At 44.6% G+C, this 18,669-nt stretch carries 18 protein-coding genes and 1 pseudogene; 6 read left to right on the top strand and 13 right to left on the bottom strand.

What is annotated here, in order from left to right:
- Nucleotides 1-9 precede the first annotated feature (9 nt).
- The 4 genes from ACI35L_RS15830 (at nt 10) to ACI35L_RS15845 (ending at nt 3,622) form a co-directional block, all read left to right on the top strand.
- Nucleotides 10-993, top strand: coding sequence for a bile acid:sodium symporter family protein (locus ACI35L_RS15830; protein ID WP_049672123.1), 984 nt, complete (start codon nt 10-12; stop codon nt 991-993).
- A 540-nt stretch (nt 994-1,533) separates the two neighbouring features.
- Complete coding sequence (locus tag ACI35L_RS15835; protein ID WP_439803276.1) at nt 1,534-2,469, top strand: aldo/keto reductase; 936 nt, start codon at nt 1,534-1,536, stop codon at nt 2,467-2,469.
- A 5-nt stretch (nt 2,470-2,474) separates the two neighbouring features.
- On the top strand, nt 2,475-3,029 hold the full coding sequence (locus ACI35L_RS15840; RefSeq protein ID WP_439803277.1) for a GNAT family N-acetyltransferase: 555 nt from the start codon (nt 2,475-2,477) through the stop codon (nt 3,027-3,029).
- Nucleotides 3,030-3,049: 20 nt separating this feature from the next.
- Nucleotides 3,050-3,622, top strand: coding sequence for a GNAT family N-acetyltransferase (locus ACI35L_RS15845; RefSeq protein WP_439803278.1), 573 nt, complete (start codon nt 3,050-3,052; stop codon nt 3,620-3,622).
- A 42-nt stretch (nt 3,623-3,664) separates the two neighbouring features.
- On the opposite strand, the gene ACI35L_RS15850 is transcribed toward ACI35L_RS15845, so the two are convergent.
- The 10 genes from ACI35L_RS15850 to ACI35L_RS15895 all read right to left on the bottom strand — a co-directional run bounded on the left by ACI35L_RS15850 (nt 3,665) and on the right by ACI35L_RS15895 (nt 13,763).
- Nucleotides 3,665-5,308 (bottom strand): SulP family inorganic anion transporter, encoded by a 1,644-nt coding sequence (locus tag ACI35L_RS15850; protein WP_439803279.1) that lies wholly within the window; start codon nt 5,306-5,308, stop codon nt 3,665-3,667.
- Nucleotides 5,309-5,434: 126 nt separating this feature from the next.
- The gene (locus ACI35L_RS15855; protein ID WP_439803280.1) at nt 5,435-6,226 is read right to left on the bottom strand and encodes an ABC transporter permease subunit; all 792 of its coding nucleotides are present in this window, start codon (nt 6,224-6,226) and stop codon (nt 5,435-5,437) included.
- Between the two features lie 15 nt (nt 6,227-6,241).
- Nucleotides 6,242-7,039, bottom strand: coding sequence for an ABC transporter permease subunit (locus tag ACI35L_RS15860; protein ID WP_439803281.1), 798 nt, complete (start codon nt 7,037-7,039; stop codon nt 6,242-6,244).
- Nucleotides 7,036-7,929 (bottom strand): ABC transporter ATP-binding protein, encoded by an 894-nt coding sequence (locus tag ACI35L_RS15865; RefSeq protein WP_049672130.1) that lies wholly within the window; start codon nt 7,927-7,929, stop codon nt 7,036-7,038. Before ACI35L_RS15865 ends, ACI35L_RS15860 begins: the two co-directional genes overlap by 4 nt.
- A gap of 227 nt (nt 7,930-8,156) precedes the next feature.
- A complete protein-coding gene (locus ACI35L_RS15870) occupies nt 8,157-8,537 on the bottom strand; it encodes a hypothetical protein (protein WP_049672131.1) in 381 nt (126 codons plus the stop codon).
- 112 nt (nt 8,538-8,649) lie between these two features.
- Nucleotides 8,650-9,747, bottom strand: a complete 1,098-nt coding sequence (locus tag ACI35L_RS15875) for a PQQ-dependent sugar dehydrogenase (protein ID WP_439803289.1) — start codon at nt 9,745-9,747, stop codon at nt 8,650-8,652.
- Nucleotides 9,748-9,781: 34 nt separating this feature from the next.
- Entirely contained in the window at nt 9,782-10,222 is a 441-nt protein-coding gene (locus ACI35L_RS15880) for a helix-hairpin-helix domain-containing protein (RefSeq protein WP_439803282.1), read from the bottom strand.
- A gap of 173 nt (nt 10,223-10,395) precedes the next feature.
- Nucleotides 10,396-12,126, bottom strand: a complete 1,731-nt coding sequence (gene pabB / locus ACI35L_RS15885) for an aminodeoxychorismate synthase component I (protein ID WP_439803283.1) — start codon at nt 12,124-12,126, stop codon at nt 10,396-10,398.
- On the bottom strand, nt 12,120-12,695 hold the full coding sequence (locus ACI35L_RS15890; RefSeq protein ID WP_439803284.1) for an anthranilate synthase component II: 576 nt from the start codon (nt 12,693-12,695) through the stop codon (nt 12,120-12,122). The genes pabB and ACI35L_RS15890 overlap by 7 nt, the downstream gene beginning before the upstream one ends.
- Nucleotides 12,696-12,731: 36 nt before the next feature.
- Nucleotides 12,732-13,763, bottom strand: coding sequence for a S66 family peptidase (locus tag ACI35L_RS15895; protein ID WP_439803285.1), 1,032 nt, complete (start codon nt 13,761-13,763; stop codon nt 12,732-12,734).
- Nucleotides 13,764-13,991: 228 nt separating this feature from the next.
- On the opposite strand from ACI35L_RS15895, the gene ACI35L_RS15900 reads away from it, so the two are divergent.
- Nucleotides 13,992-14,837, top strand: a complete 846-nt coding sequence (locus ACI35L_RS15900) for a DUF6612 family protein (protein WP_049672136.1) — start codon at nt 13,992-13,994, stop codon at nt 14,835-14,837.
- A gap of 62 nt (nt 14,838-14,899) precedes the next feature.
- Here ACI35L_RS15900 and ACI35L_RS15905 read toward each other — a convergent pair whose 3' ends face one another.
- A complete protein-coding gene (locus ACI35L_RS15905) occupies nt 14,900-15,688 on the bottom strand; it encodes a DUF1186 domain-containing protein (RefSeq protein ID WP_439803286.1) in 789 nt (262 codons plus the stop codon).
- A gap of 99 nt (nt 15,689-15,787) precedes the next feature.
- Nucleotides 15,788-16,687 (bottom strand): TetR/AcrR family transcriptional regulator, encoded by a 900-nt coding sequence (locus ACI35L_RS15910; RefSeq protein ID WP_439803287.1) that lies wholly within the window; start codon nt 16,685-16,687, stop codon nt 15,788-15,790.
- A 190-nt stretch (nt 16,688-16,877) separates the two neighbouring features.
- Between ACI35L_RS15910 and ACI35L_RS15915 the strand changes: the two genes are divergently transcribed.
- The gene (locus ACI35L_RS15915; RefSeq protein ID WP_439803288.1) at nt 16,878-18,410 is read left to right on the top strand and encodes a DHA2 family efflux MFS transporter permease subunit; all 1,533 of its coding nucleotides are present in this window, start codon (nt 16,878-16,880) and stop codon (nt 18,408-18,410) included.
- 62 nt (nt 18,411-18,472) lie between these two features.
- Here the strand turns inward: ACI35L_RS15915 and ACI35L_RS15920 are convergent.
- Nucleotides 18,473-18,669, bottom strand: a pseudogene (locus ACI35L_RS15920) (ABC transporter substrate-binding protein); the annotation flags it as partial.

Here is an 18,669-nt window from a genome sequence, read left to right on the forward strand (position 1 = left end):
GTTATCCTGATGAAAGTACTTGAAGCGATCAGTACATATGCCGGCAAATATTTTGCCATCCTTGTTATTTTAACGGCCGTTGTTGCTTATTTAATTCCAAGTCCATTCTTAAGCCTTGGAGGCTACATCACCATCCTGCTTGGGATTGTCATGTTCGGAATGGGTTTAACCCTTAAGGCAGCCGATTTTAAGATGGTGCTAACACATCCGGTTCCTGTCATCATTGGCCTTATCGCACAGTTTTCGATTATGCCGCTGGCGGCATTTGGAGTCGCTTATTTGCTTCAACTGCCTCCGGCTCTAGCCGCTGGTCTTGTTCTGCTTGGCTCTGTACCAGGCGGAACAGCCTCCAATGTCATGGTTTATTTGGCTAAAGGCAATGTCCCGCTGTCCATTACGATGACTTCCTGTTCAACCTTGCTCGCACCAATCATGACACCATTCTTATTGCTTGTTTTTGCTGGACAGTGGATGCCTGTTGACGCCGTCGCCATGTTTATGTCCATCATTCAAGTCATTATCATTCCGATTGTGCTGGGACTGGTTGTAAGCAAGCTTCTGCCGAAAACCGTGGAGAAAAGCTTGAACATCATTCCGCTTATTTCTGTGCTCGCCATTATGATTATCATCAGTGCCATTGTTGCCGGCAATCGGGAAAATATCGCTTCTGCCGGATTATTAATCTTTCTTGCCGTCTTCTTGCATAACGCCTTTGGTTTATTCTTCGGCTATCTTGCTGCAAAACTTTTGAAGCTTTCCATACAGGACAGACGCGCAATCAGCATAGAGGTCGGCATGCAGAATTCCGGTCTCGGCGTGTCACTCGCCAAGGCTCACTTTGCTGACCCGATGACGGCCCTTCCAAGTGCATTTGGTGCTGTTTGGCATAATATATCCGGCCCTATCATAGCTACCTACTGGGCCTCCAGATTGGAAAAAGATAAGAATCCAGAAGACGTACCAAATGCTGAAGCTGCCGCAGTTAGGGAATAGCCTGCATGAAGCCTCATTGTATGAACCGGATAACATACAATGAGGCTTTTATTCTGAAAGGAGAAAATCATGTGCAGGATTTATTTTTCTACAATTGGCAGGTTAGAGAGGAACGGTTTGAGTGGTGCTCTCAGGTCTCATTTTAGGAAGGGAGATAGGAGCGGACCGGCATGAAACTCATTCTACCGGGCAATTATCCACCAGGCGCGGCAGATGGAGAAAAACCCTTTCATCTCGAATTTAATTCACCGAACATTAATCTGAAGAGACAGGATGACCTATTTTCGTATTTGTAATAAAATTGATATAATTTTTACTTTATTGATATTGATAATCGTTATCATTTATTATATACTAACGTTAGAACACACAAGCACAAGACCAAAACCATTAGATAAACCCCCACCCCTCTTTGCTGAAGGGCCCATGGAGAAATCCGCGGGCCCTTCGCTTTTTTGTCTTTCTAAAAGACCGTATCATTTCCTCCGGCTCCACCCTGTTTGCTATGATTGAACCATAAGAACATAAGGAGGATTAGACATGTCTGATAAAGTACGTATAGGTAAAACGGATTTGTATATCAATCCAATTGGACTTGGAACAAATGCTGTCGGCGGTCATAATCTGTTTCCTAACCTTAATGAGGAAACAGGCAGGGAAATTGTTCGCACAGCGATCGATCAGGGGATTAACTTCATTGATACAGCATACATATACGGACCTGAGCGATCAGAAGAATTAATTGGCGAGGTCATACGTGAAAAAGGCAAACGTGAGGAGCTCATAATCGCAACAAAGGGCGCTCATAAATTTGTTGAGGACAAAATTGTCCTCGATAATTCACCAGCCTTCCTGCGAAAGACTGTTGAAGACAGCCTCATCCGCCTTCGGACAGACTATATCGACTTGTTTTATATCCATTTTCCTGATGAACATACACCTAAGGATGAAGCCGTAGGCGCATTGAAGCAATTAAAGGATGAAGGAAAAATCCGTGCAATCGGTGTATCAAACTTTTCATTAGAACAATTGAAAGAAGCAAATAAGGACGGCTATGTTGATGTCATTCAATCTGAATACAATCTTTTGAAAAGACAGGCCGAGGAAGACCTGCTCCCATACGCTGATGAACATTCCCTCTCCTTTGTCCCCTATTTCCCGTTAGCCTCTGGGCTATTAACAGGAAAGTACACGAAGAATTCCCCCATCACAGATGGACGGGCCCGTAATCCGCTCTTCCAAGGGGAAGCCTTTGAAGAAAATCTGGCTAAGGTGGAGAAGCTGCGCGAGATAGCTGATGCCAAGGGCGCAGAGGTTGCACACCTCGTGCTTGCCTGGTATTTAAAGCAGGATGCTATTGATGCCGTCATTCCTGGTGCAAAGCAGCCTGAGCAGGTTTTGCATAATATCAAAGCATTGAAAGTAGCGCTGACAGCTGAGGAATGCCGGCAGATCAGCGGCATTTTCAAGAGGTAATGGCTTTGGACAAAGCGATTATCCTTGAATGGAATGGAGAAGAAACGATTTTGCAATCGGTTGCGTTCCTTTATCAAATGGTGTGGAATGACTGGAGCGAGAGCCATATTAGCAGAATTAAGCGTCATACCGGCTATAAAGGATTTCGAGGAGTTACAGTGGTAAAGGACGGAGAGCTTATTGGTTATGCCTATGGCTACTCCTCCCTTTCCGGCCAATATTATCACGAATTATTGGCGAGCCACCTGGCACCAGATACTAGCACCGAATGGCTCAGAGATTGCTTTGAATTTGTAGAGCTGGCTGTACATCCAAGCTGCCGTAAACAAGGACTTGGCGCTCGCCTCCATGATCAGCTGCTAAAGAAGCTTCCCTTTAAGCGAGCCGTCCTAACCACTCAGACAAATAATTGGCCGGCTATCTCTCTTTATCGCTCTAAAGGATGGTCCATCATCAGTGATTCCTTCCTTCCCTATGACGATCCTGAGGAGCCGTTCATCATTTTTGGTAAAACTTTAGACTTAACCAGCCATATTCATCCCGCTGACTACACTTCTTAAGAAAACAGTCCAAATCGCATTTGATTTGGACTGCTGTTTATAGGAGGGAGATAACAATCGAATTATATGGAGAACACATTTACTTACGTGAATTCAAGGAGGAGGATTGTACTGCCGTTCATCAATATGCCTCCGATGAACGGGTTTGTCGTTATCAGCCTTGGGGTCCAAATACAGAAGAAGAATCACGCGGATTTGTCCGTCAGAATATTCACGATGCCTCCCTTAAGCCAAGAAGCCGCTATTGTTTAGCCATTATCGAGAAAATGGGTCATCGCTTGATTGGCGCCGGCGAAATCCATATTCGGGATTTATGCTTCCGCAATGGAGAAATTGGCTACAGCCTTCACCCTTCCTTTTGGGGAAAGGGATTTGCCACGGAGGCTGCCCTGTTATTAATTGACCTTGGCTTCAATAAACTGAATCTTCATCGTATTTATGCCACGTGCGACCCTCGAAACACTGCCTCCTATATGGTGATGAAGAAGGCCGGCTTAACCTGTGAGGGACGGCTGCGTGAGAATCTGCTTATCAAGGATGGCTGGCGCGATTCCTTGTTATACAGCATCTTGGAAACAGACCCCCGGCCATAAAAAAGTGCACTGTGATCCTTCACAGTGCACTACTTGATTTCATTACACAGCCTTTGATTCATTCATATCCATATACTGCAATGCTTGGTCAGTACTCCAGTAGACATGGTCACGACCCACCACATCCAACACGCCGCCTTTTTCAAAACGTTTCAGTACATTTGTCTGTACTCCGCTGAAAACGATCGTGATTCCCTCCTGCTTCTTTGCCTCACAGAACTCAAGCATTGCTTGGACACCCGATGTATCAATAGAAGAAACACCACGCATGGAGAGAATCATCACTCCTTGATGAAGGTCTTCCAAACGCTTTGTCAAAGAATGAACTGTCGCAAAGAAAATAGGTCCTGTCAAATAAACGACCCGAACATGGTCGTGCTCCTCACAAATAGTGATGCCCTTTTCTTTCAATTTATCATCATCAATCTTGCTGATATTCATTTCTACCTCTGCACTGTTGATAACGAATAGAAGGGCTGAAAGAACAATCCCAACCACAATCGCAACGGTCAAATCAAAGACAACAGTTGCAGCCAATGTGAGGGAAAACTTCATAATGGCCCCCCAGAATTTACGGGAGAAGAAGTAATAGATGCTTTCCCACTCATTCATGCGCCATGCTGTCACCATCAAGATACCAGCTAGAGCTGACATCGGGATAGCAGACATAATCGGACTTAGAAGGAACATTGAAAGCAGAAGGCCGACTGCATGGAAGATTCCTGTCAAGCGGGTTGCCATGCCTGCTTTAATTGCCACACTTGTACGTGCAATGGCTGCCGTAGCAGGTACTCCGCCAAAGAACGGAATAATCATATTCCCAATACCCTGAGCGACGAGTTCCCTGTCACCGTTCAATTTCTCGCCAGTCATTCTGCCGGCGGAAGCCCCGCACAGAAGACTTTCAATCATACCGAGAGCCGCGATACTGATAGCGGGCCAGAGGAGATGCTCCATCTTGGCAAGTGACAGATCTCCAAATGCCAGCCTATTTTCCGGGAATAATGTTTTCGGAATATCACCGACAACATCCACCGGCAATTTCAGTACCATATTCAACCCTAAAACAAGTAGAAGAGCTGCCAATGAAGAAGGAATGATGGAATTCCATTTCTTCGGCCAGAATATCATGACAAGCACGGTTAAAAGCCCAATAGCGACTGTTGCCCAATCAGGATGAAATCCAAGCTCAAAATAAGACATGACTTTCTGAATCGCTGTTTCCCCTGCCGATTCAACCCCAAAGAAATTATCTACCTGGCCAAGCGCGATAATAATCGCGATACCAGAAGTAAAGCCTGTAATAACAGGCATAGGAATAATGGATACAACGCGTCCAAATTTAAGGACACCCGCAATAACAAGAATGATACCCGCAAGCATACAAGCAATAAAGACGCCTTCAAGTCCGTATTTTGCCACAACGGCAATCAAAATCGCGGACATGGCGCCTGTCGGTCCTGAAATTTGATAGGACGCACCTGAGAGCATGCTAATAATCAGGCCAGCTAGTATGGCTGTAATTAATCCAGCCGCTGCGTCTGCCCCACTGCTCACTCCAAATGCTAAAGACAATGGTAGCGCGACTGCTGTCACCGTAATTCCTGCCATCAAATCTTTACGTAGCTTCGCTGTTCCATACCCTGCAAACTCATTTTGCAAATCTCGAACATATTGTCTAAGCATCTTTATTCTTCTTTCTATAATGTAGTGTATAACGATGATTTTTGCTTTATCATTATACAGACTTTTGACCTATTTTTCTAGGCGTTATTCACCATCCATTTTATTACAAACGGAATTCAAGATTGGCTACAGCTTCATATCTCTTCTCCTATATTCTCGGAAAGTTATGGCCAGAAGTACAGCCAGAACTGTACATGCGACACCTGTCAAGCTGCTAGCGAAGCCCTCTCCCTCAATCAGATTATGGGTATTTATATATTCAAATGGTGTTACATATCGGAGAAACTTAAGCTTCTCGTATAACGACATCAGGATGGAAGCCATGTAGAGAATTAGCAGTACCCCTGCCGATAGACCTATTGAGAGCTTTGGGTTGCGGCAAACAGCCGCAATTGCTGAACCAGCAGCCATGAAAATGGACTGAACAATCAACAAACCAAGCATCACCATCACTAAACTGCCAGTATGCCCCTCTTCATAAGAGACGATACCAATAATGGATGCCCCGAAAACGATTAAATTAATCATCAGTAATTGAATAACTCCAGCTGCCAGCTTATACAACACAATCTTATTTCTAGAGATTGGTTTAGCGAGCAAAAATTCCGCTGTCTTATCCCGTTCCTCCTTCGCAATTAAAGAAGAACCCAGCATAATGGCATGCACCGCACAAAGAATCAGAAGATAGTTAAAGAGAACTAGATAGTAGCCAAGGACATTACCTATGTCTAAATGATCCATACCAAAGATAATCTGCACAGACTCCGGCATCGCATCAAGCAATGAACCGATTGCATTTCCGCTGTTTTGGAAACCTTTATATTCAATCATTCCATCCGCCACAACAAAAATAATGCCAAGTCCCCAAAACAACAAACCTCTTATGCTGGACTTTAATTCTCTGCCAATGATATTCATGGACTTCCGCCTCCCTTAAGCCACCTTAATATCCTTCTTGGAAAATGTCCGGTATACTAGGCACACTGCGCAGCAGATCAGGATGGCTAACAGCCCTATATACTTCCACTCATAGGTTGTATGCTTGACGATAAATCCCATATCAAAGTATTGAAATGGCGTTACATACCGCATCCCCTTTACTTCAGTGAGAGAAGTGAGCATGTTGAGTACATAAAAGCTGAACACCACACTGACAGAAACAATGACCGGCGACTTAATGCCTTGTGCAAAGATAGAAAAAAGCAGGCCTAATGTCAGAAAGAAAACCTGAAGCCATAGGGCTGCACCTGAGAACAAGAGAAGAACTTCAGTATCCGGCTTCTGTACGGCCAGCAATGGAGATATCAAATAGACCACTGCTGTATAGACCATATTCGTCCCAAGCAGGCAGATCAAGGCTGCCAGAACCTTAGAGGACAGAATCATCTTTCGTCCAATTGGTTTGCTGAGAAGAAATTCAGCCGTTCCTCCATTAATTTCTTTATTTAGGAGACCAATGCCGATATTCATGGCTTGGATGGAGAAGCCAAGCAGAATGAACATAAAGATATACGCATAATAGCCTTCATAAGAGGTAATCATCGACATATCCACATCAAGTGCCCGCAGCATTTCCTCCGGATAGCTTTGAAGAACGTTTCTGAAATCCTCCGCCTCATCATAGAATGACGGAAAAAAGGATAAGAAAAGGGTGGAAAAGGCAAGTAAGCCCAGAATCCATATAACCAATCCATTTCTCATCATGTACAGCTCATGCCGAAATAGGTTCATGATTTCTCACTCCCCTTTTGGTAATAGTGAAGAAAGATTTCCTCAAGATCTGGCTCATCAATCCATATATTGCGTAAATCGCATGCTGATAGGACTTTGATCAACGAATTGATATCCCCCTTATACAAGAAGTTTGCCGTTTTCCCGTCTATTGTTAATTGATTGACACCCGCAATCATCAGCATGTTTTCGTCAATAGGCTGATTGAATTCAATCCGGATAATCTTATGCTTTTTCTCCTGGAGCTCCTTAATTTGCTCAACGGCTGCAATCTTGCCTTCTTTAATGATTGCCACTCGGCTGCACAGCCGCTCCACCTCGCTTAATATATGGGACGATAATAGAATGGTCGCCCCTTTCCGATTCTCTTCTTTGAGCAATTGAAAAAACGTTTGCTGCATTAAGGGATCCAAACCGCCAGTCGGTTCATCCAAAATGATGAGCTTCGGTTCATGCAGTAGAGCTTGAATAATCCCTGCCTTCTTTCTGTTCCCAAAGGAAAGGTCACCGATTCTCTTTGATAAGTCTAGCTGCATAATCTCCGCAAGCTCCTTGATTCTCTTGCGGCAATCCTTCCGGTAAAAGCTCGCCGAATAGGCCAATAAATCCTTTACTTTCATCTTCTCGTAATAAAACACTTCAGAAGGCAAATAGCCGATATCCTGCTTGATTTCTGCTGCATGTCGGATAGAATCCTTCCCAAATATTTTTGCTTTCCCGCTTGTCGGGTAAATGATAGAGAGCAGGGTGCGAATCGTCGTGCTTTTACCAGCTCCGTTTGGACCGATAAACCCGAAAATCTCTCCATCCTCGACCTGAAAGCTCACATTCTCAATGGCAGTATTCCTTCCGTATTTCTTTGTCAGATTTTCTATTTCAATTACCTTCATACGTCATCCCTCCTTTTCATCTGCCGCTAAAAATAATTATGACAAACCAACCCTAAATATTGTGCAATTTCTCTAATAGGTCATAAATAAATCTTTAAAGAGTGGGTCCATTTCCGGAAGCAAAATCTTCGGTAACGCATTGTCAATAATTGAACAGATGAATACATTCCATAAAATCATCGGGCAAATTAACGAGCGCAATCATCACATCGGTTTTAGCTCCTTACTCATTTATAGAGACTTGAGGCTAAGAAAATCTCAATTAGACCAATGACACCATAGATAGGCTGCAATGGACTGACAAAACCAATGAGAATAACTTGAACTATAATCCACACGGTCAGCACTATCCCAAACAAGAGTCCGGCTGCGGCTGCCTGTTTTCCCCTATGAGTAAAACACCAATAAGCTGCCCATCCGCTGCCTATGCCATTGAAGATAAATAATAGCAGCCCAGGAATAAACCAACTGCTCACGAATGGAATACGCTCCAAATATTCCTCAGGCATATCTAATCCATTCACCATTAATCCTATTCCTCCTGCCAATGCCCCAACAGATACAAAAGCCAGGATACAGCCTAACAAAACCCGAACATATCGATGCATCTTCCCCACCTCCATTAATCTCTTAATATTATTTTAATATAATTTAGATTAATGGAACAATTTCACGCATTAGAAAAGGGAGCCTCTCTCCCGCTCCCCTGCTAGTCTTTTTCTATTTTGAGATCAAACGGATGATTTTGTCATCGCCGCCCTGCGGTACACCGCGCCCGTCATGATTATTTGTGAGAAAATAGATTGAACCATCTGGTGCTTCCGCTACATTTCGAATACGGCCGTATTTCCCCTTAAACAAGGTATCTGTCTTTACGACCTTGCTGCCATCTTCACTTAATTCCACCTTCAAGATTTGATTTCCTCGTAAATTGGCCACAAGGAGCTGATTCTTCCATTCTCCCTCTGTGATGAAAGCCATCCCTGAAGGGGCCCAGGTTTCTTCACCGCTATGAAGAAGCGGAGAAATCATTCCCTCTTTCGTTTCATCCCCTTCAATAACAGGCCAACCGTAATTTTTGCCTTTATGAATAAGATTAATCTCATCATGGGCTGTCTGTCCATGCTCAGAGCTGTATAGCTGGCCAGTCTCTGGATGCCAGGCCAGACCTTGCGGGTTTCGGTGGCCATAGCTGTAAACCGGTGAATCCTCAAATGGATTATCCTCGGGAATACTTCCGTCCAGATGTATGCGAAGGATCTTGCCGCCCAGGCTTGTCTCCTCCTGGGCTAACTCTGGCTCATACCGATCCCCTGCCGTGATATAGAGCAGCCCATCTGGCCCAATCTTCAGTCTTCCGCCATTATGGTTTGTGTCACCGACAATCCCATCAAGGATAACCTTATCTATCTCCGCCTTATCCTTATGAACGATTACTCTCAATACCCGATTCAAGATGTCGCCATCCTTCTCATAGCTATGATAAATATATAAGTATTGATTAGCGGCGAAATCCGGATCGAGGGCCAGTCCGAGTAATCCTCCCTCTCCCTCACTGATAAAAGGGGCTGGGAAAGATAGCAAAGGCTCTTCAACCAGTTCTCCATCCCGAATCATCCGCAGATTACCCGGCCTCTCCGTAAAGAAAAGATTCCCCTCTCCGGCAAACGCTACTTCCCAAGGTACATTCAGCTCTTCGGCAACCGTCTCTATTCCATACGGCAGGGCTGATTCGTCAGAGGACTGATTCCCATCAGCAGGGTTTGTCTCGGTATCTGAGCAGCCTGCAAAAACAAGCAGAACCAGACAGCTTAACATCATCCACCGTTTCACGCCTATCCCTCCTCTGTTCTCATTCTCGCGCTTTTGGCCTATCTTTTGGATACCCGCGTGAATCACGGTATGTTTTCCGTTCCTTTGTGAAATCCGGCCATTCACGCCGGCTGGCAGGTTCATTCGCGTGGTGGACAATACACCTGATTTGGTCTTCTACACAAGGGTCCACTCGGTGGCCGATTCTGCTTTCGAATAAATCAAGCAATTGAGCCGGTTCCTCATCCTTTACTTCCTCTAAAGAATAAAAACCTAGATGCTGAACCATCATTTTGGCAGCACGGGGCCCAATCGATGGAATTTGCTGAAACTGAGCAAGCGCGATAAGTCTTTCTGCTCTTGCTTGCTCGCAGCCGAGTATCTCACTTAACGCCTGCGGTGTCGTATGAGCAATCTCTGCCACCTTGATCCGAGAAGTGCGCAGCTTTTGTTTCTCAGAATCTGTTAAGGATAACTTCATTTTGTCCACCTTCCTTGTTTCATTCTTTGATTGTTCGAACCAAATCCTCTTTCGTTAAATATTACCACATTTATCCGGTAATCCCCTTCATTCTTTCTAACTGATTTATATGTAATATAAGCAAAAAACAGGCGGAGCAACATCATATTGATTACTCCAGCCTGTTTCACGCTTCAATCATTCTCAGGTGTAAATTCCACCTCAATCCATTTACGCACACTATTGATTAGCCATACCTTCGAGCATACCTGTAAATCTTCGATACGGAGGACTTTCTCCTCGATTGCTCCTTCCGTTAACAGCCGTTCGCGGAAGGTCCCGCCAAGCAGACCGCAGCTAACAGGCGGCGTGTACAAACAGCCATCCATTTCAACAACCATATTTCCATTTGTAAACTCAGTCAATTCCCCTTTTTCATTCCATAGAAGTACATCAAAGACAGTGGAACTCACATCTTTCCGTTCTTCATATACGGTCCGATTCGTTGTCTTATGATAAAGGAAAGGATTCCCGCTTAATACTGGCTCCTTAGCTAAGGCTGCCTTCTGCCTTCCTTTCACCGGTTCGATTGGAACCGCATCCCATTTAAAAAGACCGCTCCGACTAGATAGCAAGCGTACCTTATAAAGCCCCTCCCGATGAGCCTCAGCTACCTCAGCTAAGGATTGGCGAGCTGTCTCCACGGAGAATGGAAAGCCAAAGTAATCAGCAGATTTTTGCATGCGATTCATATGCTCGTCAAGCAAATAAAAGCAGCCATTCTCAAGAGCAATGGATTCAAGGAGATCAAATTGGACAGCCTTCTTCCGCAAAACGGCAGCCTTCGCGACCGTTTCCTCATATTCATCTCCTGCCTCGGAATCCCAGGTTATTCCCCCGCCAACACCATATTCTGCCCGGCCGGTAGGGTTATGGACGACGACTGTACGAATCGGGACATTGAAGACAGTCTCTCCGTTTGGTGATAAATACCCGATGGCACCACAATAGACCTCACGTGGCTTTTCCTCAAGCTCAGAGATAATTTCCATCGTCTTCACCTTTGGAGCACCAGTAATGGAGCCGCATGGGAATAAGGCCTGAAAAATATCCAGAAGCCCCGCGGAATCCTCGACCTCGGCTGTTACAGTTGAGGTCATTTGATAGACAGTCGGGTATTTCTCGATATCAAATAATTGTGGAACCTTCACGGTGCCTTTCTTCGCAATCTTGCTCAAATCATTTCGTAATAAATCCACAATCATCACATTCTCTGCCTGATTCTTTTCAGAGGCTGCAAGCCACTCCGCCTTTCCTTTGTCATCCTCCCATGTCGTTCCGCGCTTGACCGTTCCCTTCATTGGGCGAGCTGTAATATGGCGGTCCTTCATCTGAAAGAATAACTCAGGCGACGCCGATATCACGGTATAGTCATCCGTCTCCAAATAAGCAGAATAACGTGCCGACTGGGCAGCAGCTAAATCATGATAAAATTTGAGCGAATCTCCCTTGAAGGAGGCATTCAACCGTATCGTATAATTCACCTGATACGTATCACCATTTTCGATTCGGCCTTTTATCGCAGAAATCGCCTCTGCATATTTTTCCCGCTTAATAGAAGGAGTCCATTCCGATACCGTATATTCTCCATCAGCTGCTGGCACTGCTTCGCCTGCTTGTTCATAGAGCCCGAACCAAACGAGCGGCATCTCAGACGGCACTGAAGCAAGAGCTGCATCAAAAGCAGGCGCTGCTTCATACGATACATACCCTGCTGCATAATACCCGTTGTCAACGGCAGCCTGCACCTTCTCCAAAATCACTGGAACCTCCTCGAGCAAGTCCGTTGAAAGGACCTCAACCGGCTGATCAAATACCTGTCTCTTTATTATGTTGTCAGTCCCCGCGAAATCGAATATCAGCATGATTTGTTCTCCTCGAAAAATTGATTGATCATATCTAAGCCATACTCCGTCAAAATGGCCTCTGGATGGAACTGCACACCTTCAACCTGGTATGCTTTATGACGAAGGCCCATTATTTCCCCTTCAGGACTTAAGGCCGTTACCTCAAGACAATCTGGCAGCGTATGAGGGCAGACAATCAATGAATGATACCTCGCCACAGAAACTCGGTTTGGCAATCCGCGGAAGACAGACTTCCCATCATGGCTAATTTGTGAAACCTTTCCATGCATCGGTCTTTTTGCCTTTACCACTTCACCGCCAAAGAATTGGCCAATGAGCTGATGTCCGAGACAAACACCAAGAATCGGCACCTTTCCGCAAAATGCCTCAAGTACATCAAGACAGATGCCAGCCTGATCTGGATTGCCGGGTCCTGGCGAGAGTAAGATTCCGCTTGGTTTGAGTCTCTCAATATCCCGGATTGTACATTCATCATTTTTGAGAATCGTCATTTCTTTGCCAAGCTGCCTTAAGTATTCTACTAAGTTATACGTAAACGAATCATAATTATCTATCACAACAATCATCTAAAACTAATCTCCATCATCGGTAATCATTATTTGTTAGCTTACGCCTGATTCTACTATGCGAAACGATTTTTGTTCACAATCAATTTCTGCCATTGCTCCATAAGGCATGACAGCCATCGGAGCAGTATGTCCAAAGCTCATATTATAAAATATTGGAAGGTCGCTTAATCCTAGCTCATCGCGGACGACCTCAAGAATTACTTCCTTATATTCTTCATAATATTGTTCATCATACGGCTTGGCAAACAGCAGCCCTGCTGCATTTTCCAGGATGCCCTGCACGCCGTAATTCCGAAGCCATCTTCGCAGCATACCAGGGGCCGTTTTCTCTTCTGACGTCTCAAAAAAGATGAGTTTCCCATCCCACTCTGCCTTGTCTGGCCATACTTCCGTTCCCTTCGCCATTTCAAGCACTTCCATACAGCCGCCTAGCAAACGGCCATTCCTAATCCCCGCGCCTTGCAGTACTTCATAATCCCCGCTTGGCTGCATTCTTCTCGGCCGCTCTTCACTCCCTTCCCAAGGGATGAATTCGCTCGTCCATTCTGCCGGAGGCTCGACTTCTCCAATTGGCTCATCTGAGAAGAGCACCTTTCTCACCCACTTCTCCGTGTACGGAAAAAGAGCGCCGTTTTCTGCGAATTCCGCTAGAATAGACGGACCGTAATAGCTCATGACCCCAGCTTTATAACAGATTAAATGAGTAATAGTCGAATCCGAGTAACCAAGAAAGATTTTTGGATTTTGGCGGATTGCTTCATAATCCACATAGGGAATCATTCGAATGCTGTCTTCTCCGCCAATACATGAGAAGATTCCCTTCACAGACTCATCACGGAATGCATGAGTCAGATCTCTTGCCCGTTCCTCAGGATGCTGATAGACATATACCTCCCCCTTTAAAGTATGAGGCAGCTCTGATACGTTAAGACCAAATAGCTTTTCCACCCTGTTGATTCCACGCTGATAGCGGGCAAGAAACTCTGATTCACCGGCCATTCCAGATGAGAGACTCACTGTCACAATACGATCGCCTGCCTGTAATTTCTTTGGCTTACGAAGCATCTCAATCGACTCCTTTTCCAAAAAGTTCTCTCAATTTTCTCATATTTTTACAATCTTTAAAATGTTTGTGGTATGCTTCTTACATAAAATAAATCTGCTGTCCTTACATAATGGAGTTTCAAATGACATAGTGATTAATTGGCTGTGTTTTTGCGGTGCTTCATTAAGAAAGCTTGCAGATAGGGGGCTGGCCAGCCTCCTCAAACAACAAAGGGAGGAAGCAATTTGATGAAACGTGTCTTGTCCGCCTTGTCTGTTTCCATACTCTCCATGGTCCTGCTCGTCGCATGCAGTGAAACAGCAGAGCCTGTTAACGAGAGTGAGAGCAAACAAACGAACAAAAACGGCAGCAACGAATCAGAGCTTACGATTAAGGAAGTGTACGATAAAATGATGGAAGCTTCCGAGGATATCAACAGCTTTGTCATGGATATGGAAATGGAGCAGGAAATCATCGAGGGTGATAATGAGCCGGTTCCAACACACTCCACCATTCACTCCAAATTCGTCCAAAAGCCTATCGGTCTAGAGCAAAAGATAGAGATGACCATTGACGGCGAATCGATTTCGACCGAGCAGTACATCACAGAAGAGGGCTTCTACATGTACGATCCCGCCCAAAAGGTTTGGATGAAATACAGCGAAGGCCACGAACAATTAATGGCCCAGATGGAGGCACAATCCGGATTGGATCAAACCCAAACATTAAGTGAGCTTCAATCCTATATTAATGATTTTACTTTTAAGCAAAATGATAAGGAATTCATCCTCACACTTGATGCTGATGATGAGAAGTTCAATTCACTTGTCCAAAAGGAGCTTTCCTCTGGAGCAGTTGAAATGCCGGATGTACAAGACTTAGAGATTAACGGAATTGAATATGAAATATTTGTCGATAAAGAGACCTATCTCCCAAGCCAAATGAATATCGTTATGAATATCAACATGAAGGCAGAAGGACAAAAGGTCACCCTTAAACAGGCTATTGACACCACTTATTCAGACTACAATACAATCGACTCAATCACCGTTCCTAAAGAAGCACTCGAGCAGGCGGTTGAGCTCGAAATGTAACAGCCAATTTGGCAAACAAGCCCGCTCCAGTCTAGCTTGGAGCGGGCTTCGTCTGCTTAGAATCAACGCCCCCATTCATACCATCCATCCAGCTCCTCATGAACATTGGTAATCGGCTTGTATTGATCTTCCTTATCAAGCATTGTTCCGTCATTAAAATGGGCCTCCACATCATCCGGAGCAATCATGGAGCCATCTGCCCTTTTCTCTTCAAAAACACTCATGATGTCATCACTCAGCTCCCTGAAATCAAGCTCCATACAGGAGTCAATCAGCAGGGTATAGAGAATGCCGGATTCATCATCCAAATCTCCCTGCAGAAGATCATGATAATAGTATTGAATCAATTCTCTCGATATCTTTTTCTGTCTCACTAATGCCGTAATGGCTTGGAAGCCGACACCTCGAATAAGTTCATCCAATGAAGTATCGTCAATTAAATCGAAGATGGCATCAAGTTCAGGGAAGGATACTAAATCACTCTCCATGACAGCTAAACCGCTGTATAGATTGGCAAGGATTCGGCCGCCGCAGTTTGTCAGCAAATCCCCATATAAAGTAAAGGCGGTATCATCCGGTAATTGTAATGTACGTAAGTATGGGGCAAAGGCATCCGCAGCTTGAAACTGGCTTAACAGCAACACAGCATAGATATGATCAAAGCGACTAGGCGTATCTGTAAATAAGCCTGGTGAAACCGAGACCAATTCAACGATTTTTAACAGCTCTGGAATGGATTCTTCCCGGCGCTTGATTAATTCATCTAACGCTTCCCTCGGATATCTTCCCTGGTCATAGCGAATTTCCTCGAGCAGTTTCTCCATTGAAAGCGACTGCATCTCCTTCATCATCCTCACTCCCTTATCTACTATATATCCATTTTATCAGATAACGTCGATGGCTCTCCAACTCATCACGCATCAAAAAAAGGGCTGTACATAGACAGGCCCTTACTCCGTTACGTTTTCCAGCCATATACCCACTAGTTCTTTAAAACGGTCAAACACATCCAAGCGCTGAAAATACCTCTCTTTGCTTAAGGAATCAAGGATGGTTTTAACCAATACAGGCCGGGGATGACGCTGGTGCATCATCTCATCCTGAATGAAATCGAGCATTTGGACATAGCCGCTCCGCTCATGCTCTTCTAAATCATGGCCGATTGTCCGCTTTAGCTGGTTCATCTTCTGGAGGAACTCATAGCGAAGGTCTCTGCTTCCTTTAGGCCCGGCTGGGATAAAGGAATCCAGCACTTCAGGCTCAAGCATTTGACGGTCTTTCTCACTGACATCCTCGAGGATGACTTCCACAGCTCTTACACAATATCGAATAACCTCATCAATCCGTTCTTCTCCCTTTGCCGTAACATAGAACCACATATAATGCTGAAGCAGTGAACCAAGGATAATGGCACAGTCTAGCAAATACGGTTTTTTGTCGTCCCCGAAGACATCTGCCAGACGATTACGCAGCCAATTGATATACAGCCATCTCGTTTGTTTAATAAAGTCCTTCACATCTTGTTCATTTGAGCTCATGACATCATCAATCAAGAGGAAGAAGCGGTTGTGAAAGGAGGATGTGATATGCAGCTTCAATTGCCCGATGAATATCTCCATATCGCCGAGGTCATGGCCAAAAAGCAATTCGTCCCGGCGTGCATGATGCTCCTCAAGAAAGGAATCATACACCGCCTTAAAGAGATCCACCTTGCTCGGGAAATAATTATAAAAGGTACCGCGTGATATATTGCTGTCCTCCAAAATGTCTTGAATGGATGTATTCCGATAGCCCTTTTCTAGAAATAATCGCTTTGCGTGAGTGATTACCTGTCTTTTTCGTTCATTCAAATCAAGCCTCAACCCATTCTTTTAATAAATTTCTTCTTAGTGAGTATATTAGACCATTCCATCCAAGATAACAAATGAATATATTCTGTGTTTTTTCATTGCCATTTCCTGTAAAAGGTAGTATTATGTGGTTCATGGAATACGAGTATAAAAAATGAACACATAGTCAAAATGAAAAGGAGTTAGATATATGAACGCATCCTCCGCAGAGAACGTCCGCCCGAATTTCTTAATTATTGGAATCATTTTAGCCGGTGCCTTCGTCTCCATTTTGAACTCAACATTATTGAATGTCGCACTACCGTCGATGATGGCTGATTTTGACGTAAAGGCAACGACTATTCAATGGCTGGCAACCGGATATATGCTTGTTAACGGTGTACTCATTCCAACGACAGCTTACTTGATCCAAAAATTTTCTGTCCGTCAATTATTCCTGGCAGCCATGCTTCTCTTTACTATCGGCACCATTACAAGCGCGCTATCACCAACTTTTGCCGTTTTGCTCACCGGAAGAATGATTCAAGCTTCCGGGTCTGCAATCATGATGCCTCTTTTGATGAATGTGCTGCTTTCAAGCTTCCCAATCGAAAAACGCGGCAGCGCCATGGGAGTGATGGGACTTGTCATGATATTCGCCCCAGCCATTGGACCAACCCTATCAGGCTGGATTATTGAGCATTATGAATGGCGGTATTTGTTTTATATGATTATCCCAATTGCCCTCCTTGTCATCCTGCTCGCTTTCTTTAAGCTGAAAGATAAAAAGAAATCAATGGAAACCCATTTGGACCAGTTATCTGTCCTGCTCTCCTCCATTGGTTTTGGAGGATTATTGTACGGATTTAGCTCAGCAGGTGATAAAGGATGGGATTCACCTATGGTTTACGGCACAATCATTGCGGGTGTCATCGGACTGATTATCCTTGTCGTACGTCAAGCTTTGATTGATAAACCTATGCTTGATTTCCGTGTATACAAATATCCGATGTTTGCTTTGTCATCGGCCATTGCGATTGTCATCAATATGGCGATGTTTTCAGCCATGATTCTCATGCCTATATACCTGCAGACCCTGCGAGGCATCTCTCCGTTTCATTCGGGCCTATTGATGCTGCCGGGAGCCATTATCATGGGAATTATGTCGCCAATCACCGGCAAGCTGTTCGATAAATTCGGCGGCCGGCTGTTAGCCATCATCGGTTTATCGATTACGGTAGCTACCACCTACTTCTTCTATAATCTGTCGATTGATACTGAGTATTCTTCGTTAATTGTCTTGTATTCTGTTCGCATGCTCGGTATGTCGATGGTTATGATGCCTGTTGTCACAAACGGAATGAATTCACTGCCTGCAAGGCTGAACCCACATGGGACAGCCATTAACAACACGCTGAATCAAGTATCGGCTGCTATTGGCTCCGCTCTTCTTGTATCCGTCATGTCCTCTAGAGCAAAGCAGCATGCCGAGGAATTGACTGCAAAAGCCATGCAAAATCTTACCGAACAACCGGATGCACAGACCCTGGCCAATATGAAAGCAGAAATTGGCATACAAGCCACATTGAACGGCATTAATGATGCTTTCTTTGTTGCCTTCTTCATCGCCATCCTAGCACTCGTGCTTGCCTTCTTCATCAAGAAGCCAAAACGGGCGGATGAATCAGCTCCCATTCAATCAAAGGCAAATAATAAGTCATTGTCCCCGCATGCTGAACGATAGAAAAGAAGCCGCTTTGATTCGTCAATCAAAGCGGCTTTCCTTTCATTTCATCCATTTATTCTCTATTCCAGACGCCAATCCTCCGCACCATTCAGAATGGAAAGAGGAGAGGCTGAAGGCGCATGATTCTTTCCTATTCGCAAGCCCTCTTTTACATAATACACTTGAGGTATATTGACAAGCCATACGACCGGTACATCTTCAAGCGCCAGCTCCTCTGCCTTTTTCCAATCGGCAAAATCTCCGCTCCAAAAGGCTG

This window comes from Pradoshia sp. (assembly GCF_051873915.1).
In the GTDB taxonomy this organism is placed as follows: domain Bacteria; phylum Bacillota; class Bacilli; order Bacillales; family Pradoshiaceae; genus Pradoshia.